This is a genomic window from Streptomyces capitiformicae (assembly GCF_002214185.1).
Classification (GTDB): Bacteria; Actinomycetota; Actinomycetes; order Streptomycetales; family Streptomycetaceae; genus Streptomyces; species Streptomyces capitiformicae.
On the sequence record NZ_CP022161.1, the window covers coordinates 6,083,388 to 6,103,530 of the forward strand.

Annotated in this window: 18 protein-coding genes; 7 read left to right on the top strand and 11 right to left on the bottom strand. The window is 67.2% G+C overall.

Translation table 11 applies throughout. The features are described from left to right. Nucleotides 1-222 precede the first annotated feature (222 nt). Genes CES90_RS27065 through CES90_RS27075 form a run of 3 tightly spaced genes read right to left on the bottom strand, consistent with a single transcriptional unit; the run spans nucleotide 223 to nucleotide 3,193 of the window. A complete protein-coding gene (locus tag CES90_RS27065) occupies nucleotides 223-624 on the bottom strand; it encodes a DUF6009 family protein (protein WP_189786788.1) in 402 nt (133 codons plus the stop codon). Continuing rightward, on the bottom strand, nucleotides 621-2,162 hold the full coding sequence (locus CES90_RS27070; protein ID WP_189786787.1) for a DNA primase family protein: 1,542 nt from the start codon (nucleotides 2,160-2,162) through the stop codon (nucleotides 621-623). Before CES90_RS27070 ends, CES90_RS27065 begins: the two co-directional genes overlap by 4 nt. After that, a complete protein-coding gene (locus CES90_RS27075; protein ID WP_229914279.1) occupies nucleotides 2,159-3,193 on the bottom strand; it encodes a bifunctional DNA primase/polymerase in 1,035 nt (344 codons plus the stop codon). Before CES90_RS27075 ends, CES90_RS27070 begins: the two co-directional genes overlap by 4 nt. A gap of 1,596 nt (nucleotides 3,194-4,789) precedes the next feature. Here CES90_RS27075 and CES90_RS27080 point away from each other — a divergent pair. From CES90_RS27080 to CES90_RS27090, 3 genes are read left to right on the top strand one after another with little or no spacing between them, the layout of a single operon-like run. After that, nucleotides 4,790-5,497 (top strand): hypothetical protein, encoded by a 708-nt coding sequence (locus tag CES90_RS27080; protein WP_208921456.1) that lies wholly within the window; start codon nucleotides 4,790-4,792, stop codon nucleotides 5,495-5,497. Further along, nucleotides 5,490-7,463: a coiled-coil domain-containing protein gene (locus tag CES90_RS27085; protein ID WP_189786785.1), complete on the top strand. Its 1,974-nt coding sequence runs from the start codon at nucleotides 5,490-5,492 to the stop codon at nucleotides 7,461-7,463. The genes CES90_RS27080 and CES90_RS27085 overlap by 8 nt, the downstream gene beginning before the upstream one ends. Nucleotides 7,464-7,493: 30 nt before the next feature. Then, on the top strand, nucleotides 7,494-9,569 hold the full coding sequence (locus CES90_RS27090) for a hypothetical protein (RefSeq protein WP_189786784.1): 2,076 nt from the start codon (nucleotides 7,494-7,496) through the stop codon (nucleotides 9,567-9,569). A 181-nt stretch (nucleotides 9,570-9,750) separates the two neighbouring features. Here CES90_RS27090 and CES90_RS27095 read toward each other — a convergent pair whose 3' ends face one another. Then, entirely contained in the window at nucleotides 9,751-10,254 is a 504-nt protein-coding gene (locus CES90_RS27095) for a hypothetical protein (protein WP_189786783.1), read from the bottom strand. Between the two features lie 337 nt (nucleotides 10,255-10,591). Beyond that, nucleotides 10,592-11,443, bottom strand: coding sequence for a DUF4436 family protein (locus CES90_RS27100; protein ID WP_189786782.1), 852 nt, complete (start codon nucleotides 11,441-11,443; stop codon nucleotides 10,592-10,594). 1,095 nt (nucleotides 11,444-12,538) lie between these two features. On the opposite strand from CES90_RS27100, the gene CES90_RS27105 reads away from it, so the two are divergent. The 4 genes from CES90_RS27105 (at nucleotide 12,539) to CES90_RS27120 (ending at nucleotide 14,545) form a co-directional block, all read left to right on the top strand. Next, complete coding sequence (locus CES90_RS27105) at nucleotides 12,539-13,045, top strand: hypothetical protein (protein ID WP_189786781.1); 507 nt, start codon at nucleotides 12,539-12,541, stop codon at nucleotides 13,043-13,045. A 129-nt stretch (nucleotides 13,046-13,174) separates the two neighbouring features. Beyond that, on the top strand, nucleotides 13,175-13,702 hold the full coding sequence (locus tag CES90_RS27110; RefSeq protein ID WP_189786802.1) for an HU family DNA-binding protein: 528 nt from the start codon (nucleotides 13,175-13,177) through the stop codon (nucleotides 13,700-13,702). Between the two features lie 39 nt (nucleotides 13,703-13,741). After that, nucleotides 13,742-14,167, top strand: a complete 426-nt coding sequence (locus CES90_RS27115) for a DUF6300 family protein (RefSeq protein WP_189786780.1) — start codon at nucleotides 13,742-13,744, stop codon at nucleotides 14,165-14,167. Between the two features lie 207 nt (nucleotides 14,168-14,374). Then, the gene (locus tag CES90_RS27120; RefSeq protein WP_189786779.1) at nucleotides 14,375-14,545 is read left to right on the top strand and encodes a hypothetical protein; all 171 of its coding nucleotides are present in this window, start codon (nucleotides 14,375-14,377) and stop codon (nucleotides 14,543-14,545) included. A gap of 126 nt (nucleotides 14,546-14,671) precedes the next feature. On the opposite strand, the gene CES90_RS27125 is transcribed toward CES90_RS27120, so the two are convergent. The 6 genes from CES90_RS27125 to CES90_RS27150 all read right to left on the bottom strand — a co-directional run bounded on the left by CES90_RS27125 (nucleotide 14,672) and on the right by CES90_RS27150 (nucleotide 19,953). Next, on the bottom strand, nucleotides 14,672-15,325 hold the full coding sequence (locus tag CES90_RS27125; protein WP_189786778.1) for a helix-turn-helix domain-containing protein: 654 nt from the start codon (nucleotides 15,323-15,325) through the stop codon (nucleotides 14,672-14,674). Between the two features lie 236 nt (nucleotides 15,326-15,561). Next, on the bottom strand, nucleotides 15,562-16,113 hold the full coding sequence (locus CES90_RS27130; RefSeq protein ID WP_189786777.1) for a hypothetical protein: 552 nt from the start codon (nucleotides 16,111-16,113) through the stop codon (nucleotides 15,562-15,564). A 138-nt stretch (nucleotides 16,114-16,251) separates the two neighbouring features. Beyond that, on the bottom strand, nucleotides 16,252-16,632 hold the full coding sequence (locus CES90_RS27135) for a hypothetical protein (protein WP_189786776.1): 381 nt from the start codon (nucleotides 16,630-16,632) through the stop codon (nucleotides 16,252-16,254). Continuing rightward, nucleotides 16,620-16,757, bottom strand: coding sequence for a hypothetical protein (locus tag CES90_RS27140; RefSeq protein WP_189786775.1), 138 nt, complete (start codon nucleotides 16,755-16,757; stop codon nucleotides 16,620-16,622). The genes CES90_RS27135 and CES90_RS27140 overlap by 13 nt, the downstream gene beginning before the upstream one ends. 50 nt (nucleotides 16,758-16,807) lie before the next feature. After that, on the bottom strand, nucleotides 16,808-17,380 hold the full coding sequence (locus CES90_RS27145) for a hypothetical protein (RefSeq protein ID WP_189786774.1): 573 nt from the start codon (nucleotides 17,378-17,380) through the stop codon (nucleotides 16,808-16,810). Next, on the bottom strand, nucleotides 17,380-19,953 hold the full coding sequence (locus CES90_RS27150; RefSeq protein WP_229914278.1) for a type II toxin-antitoxin system prevent-host-death family antitoxin: 2,574 nt from the start codon (nucleotides 19,951-19,953) through the stop codon (nucleotides 17,380-17,382). The genes CES90_RS27145 and CES90_RS27150 overlap by 1 nt, the downstream gene beginning before the upstream one ends. Nucleotides 19,954-20,143: the final 190 nt, after the last annotated feature.

Consider the following 20,143-nt stretch of genomic DNA (forward strand, 5'->3'; position numbering starts at 1 on the left):
GGGCTGTCGGGCTGTTCGTGTTTGCGCCACCACCAGTCCTGCTGGGCGCGGATGAACTCGGTTACGGCTGCGGTGTAGGCGAGGACGGCGGCACGGCGTTCGGCGCGGTTGCCTGCGTGACGTTGGAGGAGGTAGCCCAGACAGCCGCCGAGCAGAGTGCCAGCGACGGCGATGAGGCTGGTCAGTACTTGGGGCATCACGTCGAAGGGGCTGAGGCGCCGGTTACAGGGGGAGTTGTATGCCGAGTTCCTGCATGGCGGCCGAGGGCGGGCCCCCTTCGGAGCGTTCGGTCTTGTAGCCCTTGACGCGGGGTTCGAGGGTGCGGGGATCGATAGCCTCGGCGGGGGCGCTCTTGGCGTACAGCCCGTCGGGCTCGGTGTCGCGGTCGTGGGGCAGGAGCCAGAAGACGCGGCGGCGGAAGGTGCCGGAGGCGCGGGAGGGCTTAGCGTCGGGGCCGAGGATCGCGTAGCCGACCATGCGGCCGTCGCGGTGGTAGGCGGGTTTGCCCTTGCGGGTGGGCAGCCGGTCCAGGCTCTGGCGGACGTAGTCGAGCTGCTCGAAGTCCTCCAGCCACACGAAGTCGGTCTCGTGGCTGATCTCGTCCGCGTCGATCAGGGAACTCATGCGCCGGTGTCCCTCTCCTGGTCGGTGAGCAGTCCGATACCCGGGTAGTACTTGCGCGAGTTGGACAGGATCATCTCCTTGGGTGAGGTGAGCCCGACCAGTTCCCGGGTGCGGGCGGCGAACGCGCGCGAGGAGACGACCTTCACGCCTTCATTCTGGCACCACGCCGTGTAGACGTTGTAGAGCGCCGTCTGCTCGGCGCGCAGGTCGGGCCCGAGTCGGCAGCATTCCGCGTAGAACCGCCCGGCGTTGTCCTCGGTCTCGGCGTACGCGGTCGTCGCGATCCGCACGCGCTCGGGGCCGGTGAGGTCGCGGTCGCCGCCGAGATAGCGGCGGGCGCCCTCGATGAGCCAGGCAAGGATGCCGGGGCCTTCCTCCATGACGAGGAGATCGGCCAGGTTGTCGATCTTCCGATCGTCGGAGACGATCCGTTCGAACGGGATCAGACGCATGCGCCGCCAGAACGCGAAGCCACCCGTGCCAACCTCGGGCTTGTGGTTGCCCAACAGCCAGAGTTTGTGAGTCGGTTCGAAGCTGAAGGGGTCCTGGCGCATGCGGCGCGCCTTGATGCGGTCGCCGCCCGTCAGGAGCTTGACCCGGGCCTCGTCGAACTTGTCGTCAGGTTTGATCTCCGAGCAGACGTAGACGCGCCGGCCGTGAAGCTCGGCGAGGTCGGTGGGGTGGCCCTCGAACGGCTTGGCCATCAGGAAGCCAGGCGGAGCCGCGTCCGCGTAGTCGCCGAGCAGCTTCATCAGCACGTCCAGCAGGACGCTCTTGCCGTTCTTTCCCTTGCCCCACAAGAAGGGCAGGATCTGGGCGCCGACGTCGCCGGTGATCGAGTACCCGAGCAGCAGCTGCAGGTAGTCGATCATCTCCCGGCCTACCGGGTCGTCGCCGAAGGTGTCGGTCAAGAACCGGATCCACCGGATGATGCGCATCGGCTTGGGGCCGACGGTGGTCGAGCGGGAGTGGAAGTCCTTGTTCGGGTCGGGGGCAGTGAGCAGTCCGGTGCGCAGGTCGACGATCCCCTGCGGGGTGCACAGGGCGTAGGGGTCGGCGTCCAGGCGGTCGGGCTTGAGGACCATGCCGGGTGCGGACTTGGCCTGGGAGAGCATGGCGTGCATGCCGGCGGTCGACATGGCGCGGGTGCGGTGCTTGTGCAGGGCTGTGTTGGTGAACAGACCACGGGGGTCGTGGGCGGCGATGTGCTCGGCGAGGTCTCCGGCCGCCCAGAGGACGGTGTCGTCTTCGTCGAGCTGCCAGCGGGTGGTGTCCCACCGGTACCAGCCGATCTTGGAGACGTGCCGGTAGTCGTTGGCGTAGAGCTTGACGAACAGCTTGGCGTTGCCGCGGTCGGTCAGGGTGTCGGGCAGCAGACCGTGGGCGGTTGCCTCTCCGGCAGGCCGCTCGGTGGGCGGGCGTTCGCCGACCGCTTGGGCGGGTAGCGGCACGGCGGCGGCCTGGCCTCGGATCTGGGCGGCCACGGCTTCGGGGTTGAAGTCGAAGAGGGCCGGGGCCTCGTTGCCGGGGGACGTCACGAGCGCCTCCCTCTGGCGTGGAGCGGTTTTGTCAGGCCTGCGGCGAGGCCGCTGCGGATGATCTGCTCGATGCGCGGTTCCTGGCCGGGGCGGGCGGCGGCCGCGGTGTCCTTGAGGGCCTGCTCGGCCTCCGCCTGGGTGAGGCGGCCGGCAGCGACGAGGCCGCCGAGTGTGTAGGCGGCGCGGTTGAGTGTGTCGGAAAAGCCCGCGCCTTCGGCGACCTGGCCGCAGGCCTCGACGGGGGCGAGGACGGCGGCGAGGGTGCGCTCCGCGCGGCCGCCGCCGGCGGCGAGGACGGCCTGCTGGGCGCGCGGGGGGACGGGGCGGGGAGCCGGGATGCTGGGCGCGGGCAGGTGCCCCGTGCGGTCGAGTTCCTGGGCGAGCCACAGGGGCAGCGCAGCAGGTTCGCGGGTCTCGCCGAGCGGGGTGTAGGAGCCCTGCTGGGTAGTCGTACCGGGGGCGATGATGTAACTGCCGTGGGCGCGGATGTCGACCTGCCAGGCAAGCGCGCGGCCCGGACTGGAGCCGACGGAGGACAGCCAGCGGCGGTTTGCAGCGGCCCGGTACCACACGTGCAGCCCACCGGAGGGGGTCCGTACGCGCAGGGTGGTGGTGTCCTCGGCGGGGCTGCGCTGACCGCGAAGTGCGGCCAGGACGGCGAGGGTGTGGAAGCCGTTGGCGAGACCGGTCAAGTCGACCTGCTCCCCGATGGGGATGCCGGGCAGGATCCGGTCCCGCGTAGGTGGCTCGGCACCGTGGGCGTCGATGTCGACCACCACCAGGCCGGCCGGGCCACAGGAGACACCGATCCCGAACTCGGGGTGGCTCCCCCACCACTGCTGGATGCGCTCCTGGTTGAGGGTGGCGGCATGGAAGCTGTGGCACCAGCGGCCAGCCCGAAGGCAGGGGCAGGCGGCAGGCGGGTGGACGTGCTCACGGCACTGACGGCAATTCGCGACGGGCGTCTTACGGCCAGCGGCGAGCGGGTGGACGGGCCAGCCCCGACGGGCGTACCACTGGGCGGCGGACAAGGACGCAGCGACTGGAGGCGCAGGAAGGACGGGATCTGCTGAGTCGCTGGGGGAGAACTGCAGCTCAGGGGGCACCTGCTCCCCCTCTCAGCGACCGAAGCGACTCAACGACGGACACAGACTAGCGAACGAGGCCGGTGGGGTCGTGCAGTACATGCGGAACATCAGTGACGCCGTGTCGATGCTGGGGCAGCAGAGTCTGCCAGGAGCGACCGAGCGGAGGTCGCAGCGACCCAAGACGCTTCAGTCGCTATCCTTGCGCACGTCACAAAATGCCTGCTCAGAAGCCTGCGGCAGCCACGGCAGCGACTGAAGCGACTGAAGCTTGCCGTCTATAACGCACACCTGCACTCCTAGAGGGTGCTCATATATGTCGAGTCCGAGTCGCTTCAGTCGCTGCCCACGCAGTCGGAGCGGTTTGACCTGCGGTTTTATTGGTGCGCCTCGGGAGCGACCGAAGCTCGCCCCGGTCGCTGGCTGTTCAGTCGCTGCCTCGCGCCCGCCGCAGCTACCCAAGCGACTGGAGCGACCGAACTTCGAAGAAGCACCAGCGGAACCTCGCCGCACAGGCCGTTGTCACACCACTCCGATTCACTGTGGATCAACACAGCGAAAGGGCAGGGATGTTGGACCTGGTGTACGACGACCCCCGCGGTTGGCTGCGGCACTACATGAAGAAGCACACAGTCCCCGGCCGAGCCCCGTTCGGCACGGGTTTCATCTATGTGCTCGCGATCACTGGCGCCGTCTCGTACGTGAAGATTGGTGCCACCGCAGGGCCACGAGCCCGCTTCGAAGCACTGCGCAGCGAGGCACACCGTGTCGGGTCCACCGTGACCCGGGCGTGGCTCTCACCCGCACATCCGGACTACCAGACCAGCGAGTCCCGCGTCCTTGATGCCTGCCGTGCACTGTCCCCCTCGTCGACGCCTCGCAGCGAGTACTTCCCCGAGCTCGACTTCGTCAGCGCCCGACGCGAGGCAGTGAAAGCGGTCCTGGGGGTACGAGATCAGCCTCAGGTGTCCGTCACCACGCTCGCCGCCGGAGTACACGAGCCAGTCCCTTCCGCAGTCCAGCGGCGCCTGGCCCCCAGCGTCTACGACATCCACCGGCGACGGCAGCTCTACTTCGCCCAGGGCAGTCGTCGATCTCGCTTCCGGCAGCGAAATGCTGGCCCGCCGGAACGATCGTCTACGGATCCCTTCCGCAAGACGATTGAGGAGCTTGTCCAACCACGTGCTGCGGTCATCGATCTGTCCTCCCATCGCCAGATGCATACGGCCGCGAGACTTGTCCACTGACCCCCGGCCACGCGGACGGCAATGAGAACAGCAGACACGTACACGAGCCCGAGCCGGATCATGGGGTCAAGCCGCGGGCGTGGATCTACCTTGGCTCGGACACGCCCAAGTTCAAGAAGGCCACATCCTGCGGTGACCAGGACGGCGCCGGTCGTTGAGTTCCACGAGTGCTCTGGATTGCGCGGGTGTCCCTGCGGTGTTGGCTATCGTCCTCCGGACTTCCTCCGCGGGGCGACGAACAATCACTTCGTGCGCGGACGGTACAGGTTCGGCTACTGGGCGATACCTTGGGGCGGTGGATCAAGGACTGCCCAACCCAGAGGCCGCCGAGCGGGTGACGAGCCGGGAGCAGGATGCCGTACGGCTCCTGCTGCTCGTCGACGGGGCATGCGAGCCGGTGTCCGACCTCGAACGAGCTGACCCCGGGCTGGGATCTGCCGTGGGAGTTGTCCGCACCCAAGTGCGCCTGCAGAAACTGGACTTCTGGCTGCGCAACCCCGACTACCTCGCTGATGAGCTGCTGACGAAGTACGAGGCGAGCGCCGAGGCCCGCCTGCTGGAGCTGGCCGGCCAGATTCTCGATTCCGAGGAACCAGAGGTGCGGCGCTATCCCATGCTGCGGCACCACTTCGGGGCCTACGAGCCCCTGGACGACGCCCTCGCTGTGCTGCGCAGCGCAGGTCTGGTGGCTCGTCGCCGGCGCGGGACCGTCGACCGGGTACGCCAGCACGACTACTTCCTGCTGACGGCGGGACGGACCGTCGCGCGGGAGGTGATTCGGCAGGCACCCGCTTTCCAGTACTACGTGGACCGGGTGGGCCTGGTGCTGGATCTGGCCGACGGACGCGGTGGCAGTCAGCTGAAGAAGCAGCAGTACCTGCAGCGCGAGTACGCCGCGGCAGCCCGCGGCGATCGGATCGGTTCGGTGAGCGTGCGCGCACGAGCGCGGCTGGAGGAGCTGCGCAGGCAGGCAAGGGACGGGGAAGCGGGGGACCATGGCTGACGAGACTGCGCTGGAGACGCGGATCGCCACGCGCGCGCGAGTGACGGTCGATGACGTGCGGATGGTGTTCGAGTCCCAGGGAATTCCGCTGGGAGCGCCACCGGCAAGGCCGCGGCCTTTGCGGATTCACCGCCTGCGCGTCGCGGGGGTGCGGACCGGCGCCCTCGAACCCGGCCCGTTCGACACCACGTTCAGGTTCGGTGAAGGCCTGGCGGCTCTCGTGGCGTCGAACTTGCGGGGAAAGTCGAGTGTGCTGGAGCTGGTGACGTGGTGTCTGAGGGGCACTCCGCGGGAGAAGAGCGGCGCCATCCACTGGCTGCGCGAGGTGGACCTCGACGCCACGGTCGCGGGCCAGGCCATGGCCTTCCGGCTCGACCTGGAGAACGAGGAGATCACCTCCGCGGTTGCCCTGACCGGGCCCAATCTGGCCGTGCTTGAGACCCTCCGTTCCCCAGACCCGGCGCAGCAGGTGCTGCCGTTGTTTCGCGCCGCGAGCTCGGAGAGCTACGCCGAGCAGGTGCAGGCGCTGATGATGCAGTGGATGGACCTGCATCCTCTGGTCAGTGCCAAGCAGGGGACGTCCGCCGTCGCGCACGGGTGGCCGGCGTACTTCGGGGCCCTGTACCTGCCGGCGGCCCGCTCTGCGGCGCTGCTCGGGGACGTCGTGATGGCCGGTCTGCCGGGCCGCCTCCTGCAGGTGTTCCTGGACCTTCCGGCCGCCGGTGTGCTGACCAGGGTCAAAACGCAGGCAGAACTGATGGCCGCCGCCCGCAAGCGTCGGCAGAGCGCGGCGAAAACAGCCCAGGAAGAGCGTGCCGCGCAGCGACAGCAGACCGTGGAGGACCTGGCAGCGGCCCAGGCCCGGCTGGAGCAGCTGACGGAAGGCGCAGCCGGCTCCGATCAGGAGTCGTTGGCTGATCTGGCCGCGGCCACGATGCGTCTTGCAGCCACCGTGGCGGACCGTCAGCAGTCTTGGGACGACCTGATGCGGGTGCACCGGCAGGCCAAGGGCCAACGGCAGCGGGACGAGAAGCTGCTCAACGATGTCCGCGAAAGCGCGATCGCCCGCCGGCTGTTCCACGGCCTCGACCCCACCACATGTCCGCGGTGCGATCAGGACATCGCCGCGGACCGGCGCCAGATGGAGATCGAGGCGCACAGCTGCGCCGTGTGCGCACGCCCCGTCGAGGGCGACGACGAGACGCCCGAGGACGTCCTGGCCGAGGCCGAGGAACGCGTACAACTGAGCACTGAGGCAGAGCAGTTGGCGAAGGGCGCCCTGGAACAGGCGGAGAGCGAGCTCGATCAGCTGTCGCGTGACCTGAACACGGCGCAGGAACGGCTGCGGCGGGCGGATGCGGCCGCGCGGGTACCGGAGTACGCCCAGGCCCGGGAGGAAGTAGTGCGCCTGGAAGGTGCGTTGAGCGTGCTGCCCGAGCTGCCGGGGGCTCCCGACGACCCGGCCGAAGACCTGGCGATCAAGGTACTGCGTGCCTGCGCGAAGACGTTGGAGGACGACCACGCGAAGGAAGCGGACAAACTGTTCGCAGACCTCAACACAGCCATCGCCGACCTCGGGCGCAAGTTCGGTTTCACGCAGCTGGAGTCGGTGAGTATCGACCGTGCAGCACACCTCAAGGTGATCTCAGACGGCGGACACGAACGCAGCTTCACCGACCAGATGCCCGGCGAACGGCTGCGCCTGCGGATCGCGGTGATCGTGGCCCTCCTGCGCGTAGGCGCGGCACACCAGGTGTCCACACACCCGGGCCTGCTGCTGATCGACAGCCCCAAGGCCGAGGAGATCCAGGACACCGACATCCACCTCCTCCTGGAGGAACTCCACGCCGTGGCGGAGGCGAACCAGTTGCAGGTACTTGTCACGACCGCGGACTTCGGCCTGGCCCACGATGTACTGCCGCCCGACAGCATCATCGAAGCGGTAGTCGGCAAGCCCCTGTGGTGACACGAATATGAAGGTGGAGGTAGACGGGACATGACGCAGCTCGCCGACCGCCTCAGCGACCTGGCCACCACCGGAGTCCGAGCGATCACGTTCCAGGACATCGGGCTGCCCGCGGACGCGGTGCTCGACCAGGTGCCGGAAGTCGCCGCCGGCCCGCTCGCCCCCCTCCTGGCCGAGGCGATCGTCCACGCCTGCGACGCCGCGGACGCGGCATGGAAGCAGGCGGCCGCCGCTTTCCCCGCGGGGATCGCCCAGCAAAGCAGCGTCCTCGCTCTCACGTCGTCGCTGGAGACGCTCCTGGGAAGTGCCGCCACCACCAAGGCACTCGCCAAGCCGTTGAACGGGGCTCTCCTCGACGGTCTCACCGAACAGGTCGAGCAAGGGCCGCTCATTGCCGCCGCCCGTCTGGAGGGTGCCGTCAGGCTCGCCGCCTCCGACGCAGTCAAGCCCTATCAGGTCTGGGACATCCTCGAGGAACTGCCCGCCGACGGGCCAGAAGACTTCATCGAGCGTCTCCCCCGCGTTCTTGGCGTCGCCCTGGACTGCTGGGCGCAGCAGGAAACCCGCGTCTCCACCGCAGTGCGGGAACTGCTGCAGCACCTGTCCGTCGACGAGGCCGCCGACGTCGACGCCATGTTCGAGCTCGGCTGTGACCGCCTGCGCACCGCACTGTCCTCGACCGACCTGTCCGAGGTCAGCCGCCTCACCGCCGAGGCACGCTCGCTCTTCGCCGCGGCCGACGCCGCAGAAGAAGCCCGCGACGATGCCGCCGCCTACCTGGCGGTCTGCGACTCCATCCTCGGCTTCACCGCCCACAACGCCGACCAGGTGGCCGCCGCTGCCGACCGGATCGAACAGGCCCTAGAACGCCGCCGGGCCTGGCTGCACGGCACTCACCAGCCCGCCTGGCTCCAACCCCGCCAGGCCGCCGAGGTCGCCTGGTCCCAACTCCTCATCCAACTGCGGACCGCCACGGAACTGTTCGCGGCCGACGTATGGATGGACTCCTGGCAGGCCATCGACGCGGTCCTCACCGCCTACCGGGCCGCCCGCACCATCCAGCCACTCGGCACCACCCACGAGACCCCCGGACTGGCCAGGCTGGTCGAACCGGCCGTCGAGGACGGCTTCCTCCGCAAAGAGGCCTTCCTCAGCGCCCTGCGTCACGCCGCAGCCCACCCCCAGGACGCACCGCGCTCCGGCTTCGACACCGCCACCGCGGCCGCGGTCCTCGCCCGGATCGGCGCCCGAGACTCCCACAGCCCGGCCAGCAGCGACCCAGACGGCTCGGATGACGAAGACCCCGAAGCCGAAGCCGACAGAGAACGCCTGTACCGCATCGCCCCGACCGTCGTGCGCCAACTCGGCGAGAAGGACGCACGCCACCTCGCCGCGAACCTCGACGACACCGGTCTCGCGGCCGTCGAGAGCCTCGCCTACGACAATGACGTCGCACGCCTCAACGCCGACGATCCCCTCATCATGCCGCTGCTCGACAGCTTCCTGACACAGATGTCCGAGCACGAGGCGTTCACCGGCGCCGTGCGGCGGACGTTCAGCGTCCTGGTCACCCAGACCCTGCTGTTCCTCAAAAGCCGTTCCGACCTGACCCGCACCAGCCTTGTCGGCCCCGGCAAGAAGGACGACCCTCCCTTCGACTACCGCCGCAAGCCCGAGAAGGGGCATCGCGACGCCAACGAAGGCGACCTGCAGCGCGACTTCCACCAGTGGCTGCTGGCTGGCCCCCTCAACGGCATCGTCCAGGTCGAACCCATCAACATCGGCATGGGCCGCGCCGACGTCATGGTCCAGTTCGGACCGTTGCGCTACCTCACCGAGATGAAGCAGGACAGCGACGACAACAGCCGCGCTCACATCGAGGGCAAGTACCTCACCCAGGAGGCCGAGTACACCAACACCAACGCCCCCTTCGGCCAGCTCCTCGTCCTCGACCTCACGCCCAAAACAACCAGCAGCGGCACCCTGCGCATCGACGAACTCGCCTGGGTCGCCTCCCACCGTCCCCGCAATGCCACCACCGACCGGCTCGTCCTCGCCGGCATCGTCACCGGCAACCGCATCACCCCGTCCGCCTACTCACGCTGAACCGAGCCTCTCCGAAGGGACCGCCGTCCGCGGTTGGTGCGTACAGACGGCCACGCCTCGGATGGCAGTGGAGGGACCTGACCCTGATCACCCGGCACCTGGCTGGCCTCTGGTCCGCCATGCCTGCCGAGGACGTCCTCATCGAACTGGCCGATGTCGGCGCCCGCATACGAATATCACTTCACCCGCACCCGTATGGAAGTGGCCCAATACTCAACGAGGGCTTCAGGAGTTTGCTCAAATTCTTAGCAGGATTTAGGGAAGGGTGTTCCTTCTGGCGCAGGTTCGGATCACGGCCTTCCTGCAGGATTTTTGTCCAGTGGCGTCCGTTGACGTCGGTGAAGTGCACCCGCACTGGTGGCCGCAATTGAATTTGCGTCCCCCAAACAGTAAGCGCCTTCGCGGGAATCTTGAAAGCCTTGCATTGAGGGATCGAATGGGTAGTCACGAAGTAGCCTTCACGGAATACGGCTGTGACCCCCGCAATTTCCGCCTCGCTCCGGTTTTCAATAGAGACGCGCACTCCGGCGCTACTTACTGACGCGTATACATCAACTTGCTCAGCTTGTTCTCTTTCTTCTGCCGCATCGGCGGATTCCTTAACATCCTGGGCTTGGCGAAGACTCCAAAATGAAACGCCCAGTGCTAAGACCGCGACCAGAACGGAAGCCGCGTGAAGGATCAAGTTTTTCCGCTCCAGGTGAGCGGTCGGGGACTGCGACGCATGCACCTGAGATGCCGGGCGCGGGTTTCGCCGTCGTGGGTTCATATCACCTGTATGCCGCACTCTCGTCCGCCCTGCTCACATGATGCTCCCATTGGCGTAGATCTGTGACGCTTGGACATGCCGCCTTACCAGTCCCGGCGCCGGAGTACTCCTTCGGTCTCTCCTCTGCTGCGCGGGCGGCCGAGATAAAGCAGACCCCGTGAGAGGACTCTCACCAGCTACCGAGTCGAATAGCGCAGGGTTGGAATACCGACTCTCCCCCAGGGAAATGCAACTCTCACATATGTACTTCGGCCTACCTGACAGGCCTTACCCAGTTGCTATGGCCGAGTTTTCTCTGCTCGTCTCGGAAGCCCACCATTGCAGCCCAGGTCAAACTTGCTGCGATGATCCCCTCAGCCCAGAAGAACGCGGCATAGTCCATCAGCGATCCGATTGGTGGTGAACCAGGTGCAGCATTGCGGAACCCGACGAGGGCGAACAAGGTGGCGGCCATCCAGCCAAGAGCTGGCCAGATCAACCCCTCGTGCCTTCGCACTAAGACGCGCGCGCCAGCTAGTACGGCAATAGCCAAGGCCCACATGGCCACCATCATGAAGCAGGCAAGGATCAAGGTGCTTCGGGACCGACTGATCTGGAGTCTGAGGCCGACGGACTCGGGATCATCCGAGTCGTAGACGATTGGGTCTATAGCCAAGAAGGGGTCGGCGCTTTCGAAACTCGTCGCCACCGGCAGCTGATTGCCGTCCGAAGTGCTTGCAGTCCACGTGATAACTGTCCCGTACTCATCGAACGGGTAGTCGCTGATCGGCCCGCTGCCGAAGATTATCGGCAGCCGATATTGCCGATTCTGGGCACTGGAACCCTTAGTTAGCAGGATCGTCTCCGTGTCGCGGTAGGTGCCCTTGAGTCGAACATCTTGTGCGAATACCTCGTCCCCAGTCCGAGTCTCCTTGGCCAGACCTTTTGCAGGCTCAAGGGTGAGGTTCACGACCAGTTGCTGGTCGCCAAGATCTACCTTCTGCACCTTCACGAAGGCGTACAGCGACATCCGTGCGCGGTCAGCGAGGGCGACGCCCGCCCATTTCCGCCCCTGATGGCTGACCCCTTCGTTGGTGTACAGCCAGACTCCGGCTGCAATAAGCACCGCTAGGACTACCGCGCTTGCGGTGTAGGCAAGAGCCGGTCGAAGCCATAACCTACCCGAGGTTTGGGGAATCTTCCGCGACATCTTGGACGGCTTGTCCGCAGGGCGAGGAGGGTCATCCACTAGGTCAGTTTCCCTGGGAGCGCTCAGCATGGTGCGACCGCCGCACCGCCCCAAGAAGAATCACTCATCGTGACGAAGGCGTCAGATCGCTCGCGACTGGGGCCCGGGGGTTCGCGGGGTGACGAACACCGAGAAGGCGGCACCTCAACATGCGGGCCCCCAGTGCAAAGGCCGGATTAGGGTACGGACAGGCCCACCCGCAGGCAACCGGTGACGGCGTCGAGTACGCCTCCGCCCGCATCCAGCGCGCACGCTCCGCGGCGCGGCGTGCTGGCCCTGCCCGGCGTCGCGGACCACGACGAGGCGCCCTACGGGACTCGCCGAATAGCGCAGGGTTGGAACACTGACTCTTCCCCAGTCCAGCACAACTCCCGAGCAGTTGCCCAGTGGGCACAGCAGCGCGGGTTGCTGTGAGCCGTGGCGGAGACATCATCACCGCCTGCGAAGCACATGCGTCATCACACTCAACGCCACCGAGCTGCAGAGCGCACCCCCAGCCAAGTCGCGGTTGGAGCACGATCTGGCACTGCCAGTGGGACTGAGCACGACCGCCAGGCCCGCCAACCTCCAGCGCAACACCTGAAGCAACATCAGGCAGCCTGCTTCGGTAAGGAAGCCGCCATGGACCTGACAAATCGAGTGCAGGCTATTGGCTGGATGCTCGGAACGAAGCCACCCGGGTGAAATTGAAGAAGGCCAGATACCCGACTACGCGTGTCAGTGCCGTGAAAGGCAAGGGCCTTGGCAGTTTAGCCAGAGGGTAGGTCTAGGTATCGAGAGGTAATCGCCGAGTGAGGACTCACTGTTATGGCGCACTTGAAGCAAGGCAACGAGTCAAGACCGCCTGATCGTGCGCCATCTGTGCAGCCCTCGCCGTCACCACATCCATCGACTGCCCCGGCCCCTATCCCTCCAAGGAGGGGAAGCAACATCCTTGCACGCATTCTCCACGCCATTGCAGGACCAGAGAAAATGGATGAGGTTGCGACGCAGGATAGTTCGCCAGGCCCTGAGGCTATTCCGTCCGATAAGTACAAGCTCGCCTACGATGCTGCAGTACATGCAATGTCGCAGCAAGACACCACGCTCACCAACCTCAGAAACAGAACAACCAGTCTCATCACCATTGCGGCGCTAATTGGATCATTCTCCTCCTTCTTCGGCTTGGGGACGAAGGACAAGCCGCTTCCCGTATGGTTCGCGGTGGTCGTAATCTGCTTCATCGTCGTGATTCTCCTTGGCGCAATCTATGTGCTATGGCCGAAGAGTGACTGGAGCTTCGGGCCGGACCCTTCCCAAATTCTTGGGTCCGAATACGACGACTACAACCTCACATGGGCGCTGGCTCAAGGAATGGCTAATCACATTGTGGTCAACGAAAAGGTGATTCGGTACAGAGGCAGGGTGTACAGCGCGTGCGTCGTACTTCTCGGCGCGGAGGCGGCATTTGTCGTCGCCGCATCACTGGCCACCAGGTGATACGGGCATTGGGGCATGTAGGAGGCGAGCAACTCTCAATTGGCTATTTCAGAGTCACCTGAACCCGCAAGAATCGGGAAGAATATGGCAGCCCGCACAGCCCCGGATCCGATCCCGCCTCGCAAGGGTGTGAATAAGGCGGATCTCAGCCGAACCGTCGGCGAGAGGCTTGGAAGCAATCAGGCGGGAGCTGCCGCTGTTGATGCCGTACTGGACGCCATCATCCGCGCGACCGTCGCAGGGGACCGGGTCTCGATCACCGGCTTCGGATCGTTCGAGAAGGTCGACCGTCCGGCCCGATATGCCCGCAACCCCCAGACAGGCGAGCGGGTTCGGGTCAAGAAGACCTCCGTTCCACGCTTTCGTGCGGGTCAAGGCTTCAAGGACCTGGTCAGCGGCTCGAAGAAACTGCCGCGTGGTGGCGAGGTCTCGGTCAAGAAGGCGCCCAAGGGCAGCCTGACCGGCGGTGCCGCCGCAACGACTAAGAAGACCACCAAGGCGGCCGCCAAAAAGACCACAGCAAAGAAGGCCGCGCCGACGAAGGAAACCACCGCCGCCGCCAAAAAGACGACTGCGGCCAAAAAGACCACCAAGGCGGCCGCCAAAAAGACCACAGCAAAGAAGGCCACCGCCAAGAAGACTGCTCGCCAGAGGTAGAGTGCCGCCGCTACGGGGCGGGAGCAGGCCGCAGCTGGTTTGGGTTATCGCGTCCTCGTACGCCCCGACGGGTCCTTCAGCCGCATTGGCAACCTCGACGGCAGCCTCGACAACGTCAGCGACGAAGAACTACTCCGCCTGCGCCCGGCCGATCGCGATGACGAGGACCAGCCGGAGCGTCCCTGCTCCCGCTGCGGAGGCGACCTCCTCCTGTACTGGCACGGCCCCCTCATGACCGGTGTGTGGATGGAGCTCTGCCCGGCCTGTGACTCGCACCGTCCCGCCGCCCGCGCCTTCATCCGCTGGTACCGCGACGCCGACCGCGACCCGAAGGTGCTACCCCAGTTGTTCGAGGACTGGGAGACCGAGACCATGCGCGCCCACGGCTGGGTCCGCGGTCCACAGCCGACACCGCCTCACAGCCCGCCGGCCCCGCCCGGTCTCACACCGCGCGGGCGAGGCTGAACGCGCCTTCGTCGGCGCCTTCGAGACCTGCTGCAGGACAGCATCGGCATGGCGTCGTCGCCGTGAGACGTGCCATCGTTGGCGTACGACAGCGGGCCCCAGCCGCGGCCACGGCCAGGACCCGCCCCGCGTAAGGCGGCCGGCTGTCCCGGCTCAGCTCGCAGGAGCCAGGGCAGCCGTCAGAGCCTCGGGATCACGAAGTCCCTGATGCTCCGGCCCACCCAGTACGCGGCGGCCGAGACCGGCGCCAGCCACAACCGCACATGGCGTGCGATCCCGCTGGTCCTCCTCGGCCTGGTGCGCTCGCCCACAGGCGTCTCCCTCCTCCCGGCCGGCACCGTGCCGGACCCGGGCGCCCAGGGCCCAGCAGCAGGCTAGGGAAGGGCGTTGTCTCTGAGGAACGAGCGAGGACAACGCTAACTGCGGTTCTGTCACCGGAGAACAGCGAACTGTGTTGCTCTGTGTTGCTCCTCTTCGGTGGCCGTGTCGTACGTGTTCTCAGCTCTACCAACGGCGCCGCCGGGCCACGTCCCATCGCGGCTTGCGGGCGAGTCCCCGCCGGACCGGTCCGTGCCAGAGGTGCATGGCGGTGTCCGGGACACCGAGGGCGCGCAGCAGGGCTTCCAGCTGGCGGAGGAGCTCCTCGTGCCGCTCGGTGCCGGCTGGCCACCTCCCTGCCAGCCGGTTGCGGACGGTCGCCTCGGGCAGGTTGACCCGGCGGGCCAGTGCCTGGTACGAGACCGGAGTACGACGGCGGTGGCGCAGCGCGTCGAGGGATTCGCCGAGGGATGCCACGATCACGGTGCGCGTCGCCCTGGGAGTGTCGGTGGGCGCGTAGGGCTGCCAGATCGCCTCGGTGCGAAGGCGCAGTAGCTCGGTGGGGTCGATGCCGGCGACGGCGGCCAAAGCCTTCACCGTCGCGACCGAGGGCACGCACCGGCCGCTGCGGGCCCGGCCGACCGTGGCCGCGGAGAGCGGGAGGACGGTTGCCGTTGCGTGGTCGGCGACCTCGGCGTCTGTCCAGCCGCGCAACGCGTCGTCCACCGCGGCGGCGAGGCGTCCCCGTGCGGTGCCGGGGTGGTGGATGGGGCGGCGGGGACGACCGCCGGGCCGGTACGGGCGCCGGGTGCACGGCGGGAGAGGAACGTGCCGGGACATCAACGTCTCCTGTGACGAGGGTCGGGTGCTGGAGGCATTGCCGGCCGGCGCCAACCGAACGACTCAAGCTGAGCACCCGGACCGGCTGCACCACAACTGACGCGGGCCGCCACAGAGCGACGTTTCAGTATCCATCCGCCAACTAGGAGTTGCAGCTCAGCGGACTTGTTTACGACATTTCCCCGATGGCCTGGCAGACGCGGCTCCGGTCGACGCGGGAGGCGCGGCCTGGGGAGTCACCTGCGGTCGGCGGCCGCGCGTGGGTCGCATTCGGGGCAGGCGAGACTGCCAGCAGGGTGCAGTCCCTGGTCGACTGGGGCTTGGCTGCGGCGGTACTGGCCGCGGCCCTTGGTCACCCATGCCCTGCGCGGTGTCCACTCGTCGGGCACATGGTGCTCTGGAAGATCGGGGATACGACTGGCGCAGGCTGCGCACTGACGGTAGATCAGCCGCTCGTTGACCAGCCACGTGCCCGGATCTCCTGGCTCCTCGGCGTCGACCAGGACCAGGCCGGCCTGCCATTTCCAGTCCGTCGGCCGGTCGAGGTTGAGGTCGGGGTCGTAGCAGTCGGACACCACACAGCCCGTTCCAAGGACGCGGCCGGCCACGCGTTCCAGGCGTTCCGCGTCGACCTCGCCCGGCTCGGTGACGTGCTTCCAGCGGCCGAATTCGCCAGGTCGGAAGATCAGACGCATGGGTCGGTCGAGCTGGACGCCGGTCTGGCCGAGGGTGACCACGAACCCGTCGATGGGGCACAGGTACCGGCCGCGGCCGCGGCCGGAGCTCACACCTTGCAGAGGAACGCCGCACGTGGGGCAGTCGTGATTGCTGATTTTGTCGCCCCGTCGGATGCGGACTTGGTGCGTCTCCGTGCAGCGTGGGCAGCGTCCGTTCACCTCTCGGTCCTTCCCTCGATGTCGGCCGCGCTACGGGCGCCGGTCGGCTGGTGCCGTCGGGCAGGCGATCACCGGGAACGCCGCCGTGTGCCCGCCCGCAGTGAATGTGATCGCGGCGGGGCGCTGGGCCCAGAACGGGGCGACGTCGATGAGGTGGTCGCCATACTCGGAGTTGATGCGAAGCCACACCTCGGTGCTGGTGATGCTGGCGCGGTACGCGGTCACCTCCCACGGCTCGGTCGTGAACCCGCAGGTATCGGCGCGGGCGATCACGGTGTCCGGGTCGTCGGCCGTGGACATGTGCAGCGCGGTGCCGTCGTACACGAGCCGGATACCGTCCTGCTCAAGGTCTCCTCGCCGGGGGGCCTGACGCAGGAGTTCGTGGAGGTCCCGGATCTTCAGCTGAGCCACGGCTTCGTCCTCTCCATGAAGCCGCTGTCGAGCCGACGGAGATCAGGAGGTTGCCCGGCGTTCGCGGCCGTCTGTCCGTACACGGCGATCAGCTGTAACTTCCACCGTTCTGGGGGGTGGCTCATGACGTGGATTCCCTTGCTGCGACGGCTGGTTCACTGCTGCGGGCGTGCTGCTACCTGACTTCGACGGAGTACGAGGCGCCGGGGAACTCCCATCCGTCGGTGCCTTCGCCGATGTCCTCGACGATGACGTCGTCGATGAAGTGGTCCTCGAACTCGTCGTCGGTGAGTTCGCCGGCGAGCCAGAGTTCCTCGATCTCGTCCCAGTGGCCCCGGCTGCCGTCGATACGCAGGGGCGCGGCGTCCACGGTGCCGCGCGTACGCACGTCGTCTCCGGTTTTGACGACGCCGCTGATCTCGTACTGGCCCCGCTTGATGTGGTCGGGGATCGGGTCGGCGGGGACGATGGCCGTGTTTTCGTACGCGGTGTGGATGATGTCGCGGTAGCTGCGGCGGATGTTGTACTCGGAGTCGGACAGCCAGTTGATGAGGGTCTTGGTCGTCACGTGGAGACCGGCGTCCTCTAGGGCCTGCTGCCCTCGGTGGGTCGCCGTGAGCTGACTGAGCTGGGCGTGCCAGTGCTTGGCGGTGTACGACGACAGCCGGTGCCGGGGAGTGACCTGGGAGCGCAAGAGGTCGTTGAGGGCGGCGCCCAGGGATCCTCCGTGGCCAGTGGGGCCGGCCATCAGTCGTCACCTTCGAGGATGGTCTCGCCGGACTGGACGAACTTGCGTTTCACTTCGCCGAAGCCGGTCCCGATCCGGTACGTGGACGGCGGCGTGCCGGGCGGAGTCCAGAAGATGGCCTGGTCGACGTTGCGCAGCGCGACAAGGGTGTGGCCTTCCTGGACGGCCTTGAACGCGACCGTCCAGTGGCGGACGGATGCCTCGGCGACGATGCTCATGCGCCAGTCCGGCCGCCAGAACGGGGACCTCTGTGCGGGGCGCTTGGGCCACAGCAGGCGCAGCGCGATGGACAGGCGGGTCTTGTACGCCTTGTAGGGGTCGCCGCCGACCTGGACCAGCTCAATGCGTGCCTTGCGGGTGGCCTCGTAGAAGGGCTTGAACAGGGACTCGTTGGCCTTGCCCGTCCAGGAGTCGTAGATGGTCGGCATGGCGCCGATGTGGTTGTCCCGGACGAGCCTCACCAGCTGCTTGATGTGGGGGGTGGTGACCCACACGCGGCCGTTCTCGTCGGGACGGTCGATGATCCGCCCCAGGGGGTGCGGCATGTCGGTGCGGTTCCACTCCGGGATGTCGATGAGGTAGATGCCGGCTCCGGCCTTGTCGTAGGCGTCGAGTGGGCCGGTGTGCAGGAGTTTGTTCGGGGCGAGGGGAACGGCCGAACAGGCGGAGGGGAAGGACCCGTTGCGGTCGATCAGGCACAGCACGCCCTCGCCGAAGGAGTCGGGCACGTCGATCTTGTCGCGGCGCACGCGCTTGCCGTTCGCCCGGATGTGGGGAACGCGGGTGGCGGTGACGTCGGGGTGGACCCAGCGGGGCTCGCCGTCCATGTGCTCGGTGATCAGTGGCCACGGGCCGCTGTCGCGCTCCTCTTTGCGGATGACCTTGATCGGGTGCATCTTCGAGCGGCCGACCGCGTCCTTGAGGATCTTCAGGGCAGGGAAGACGTGGCCCTCGGGCTCGTCCTCCTCATCCCCCGGCGCCAGACCGTCCTCGTCGTCTTCCTCGTTCTCCGCCACGTCGTCCTGGGCCTGACCTTTGTCGGCCGGGGCCTGGACAGGAGCATCGGCAGCCGTGGCCTGACCGGCGCTTTGGGTGGTGTCGGCCGCGTCGGCGGACACGGGCGTGCCGTAGTAGCGCAGCGCGGCGGCGAGGCGGTGCCCCTCGTGTGTGTCCGGCATCTCCGTTACCGTTGCGGCGGCCTGGAGCAGCGACGGCAGGATCTCCTTGAGTGCTTCCTGGTCTCCGCCTGCGACCGCGGTCCGCCATGCCGCGAGTTCGTGGGTGAGGGCGGAGGGGATCCCCTGGTGTCCGCCGGACGTGTAAGGAAGGGCGGCTTCGGCCAGTTCCAGCGCCGCCGTTCCGCCGGCGGCCGTCGAGAGCCCCGGGCCCGCCGGGCTGTCGGCGTGGTCGAGGGGGGCGGCTCCTGCGTCCAGGAAGCGTGCGTGGATCAGGTCGGGCTGCAGGTACGCCGAGCCGATCGTGCCGAAGTCGCGCTCCGCGACCGTCACTTGGACCTTGGCAGGGTGCTCGGTCGGCGAGAGCGTCAACGTGACGTCGGCGTCCAGGAGGCCCAGGAGTGCGGGATCGTCGCTGTCCACGATGGCGAGCACCGGCACGTGCAGCGTGCGCGCGAGAGTGGCCAGTACCTGGGAGGCTTCCGGGAGACGGTCCCCGGACAGCGGCAGACGGGCACTGTGGGCGGCCTGCAAGCGATCCACGACCACGAGGGCCAGGCCCTCCATGTGCGGGGCGGTCTCCCTGATGTCCTCGGCGGTCAGGTCACTGCCGTCATCGATCATCAGGAGGTCGCCGGCCTGGACGAGCTGGTGGGCGACTTTCTGCTCATGCTCGGTAAGGCGGCCCTGCTTGAGACGCGCGTATTCGCCGCCGGTCTCGGCGGAGATGATCCGGCGGAAGATGTCGTCCCGGTTCGGTCCCGAGGCCGCGTACAAGACCATGTCGTGGTCGACAAGCGCCGTCTTCCGTGCGGCCGCCAGACCCAGCAGGCTTCCGCCGACACTCGGACGAGCTGCCACCAGCGTCAGCTTGCCCCGCTGCAGACCGCCCGTTGCGGTGTCCAGGCCGGGCAGCCCGAAGGTGGGACCGCCGGCAGGGGCGTCGGTGAGTACGGAGCCGATGGCGTCGCCAAGCGTGGCGAGCCTGCGGGGCGTGCTGCCGCGGTCCTGGTTGCCTTGGCTGTTCACCGCACCTCCTGCGGTCGCCGCGCCGGGGTGCGCGGCCATGTCGGACGAGAGGGCATCAGAAGAGGAGTCGGCGGGGAGCAGCACCGCGACCGGAGTGGTGTTCCGCAGGAGCACCTGCGGTTGGCCCTGGGCCGCCAGCGTGACGAGGTCACCGAAGTCCCTCTGCGCCGTACTCAGCACGTGGGCCGGGAAGGCATCGGTCTTACGGGCTGCCGGGAACCGGTCAAGCGGCGCGAGCAGAGCGCGCACCTTGTGCTTGGTGATCACCGTGGCGCGCCCCTCCTCTTCGACGAGCTTCACGAGCGCGTACAGCTTGTTCCGTGCCGTGGTCGCGTTGATCGCGCCCTCTTCCTGTGGTGACTGGCTCACTCACCCTCCCTGGGAACTCAACTGCCCATCATCATAGCAGAATTCACCCAGTTAAATGACAGAGTCACTATGTTCTGTAAAAATCTCACTCACTATTGGTGTCTTTGCGGTGTGTGGGTTGACGGGTCGGGGTGCCGTAGCCGATCAGGAGCGGACAGCAGGAAGGCCGGGACACCACCGGCCCCGGCCT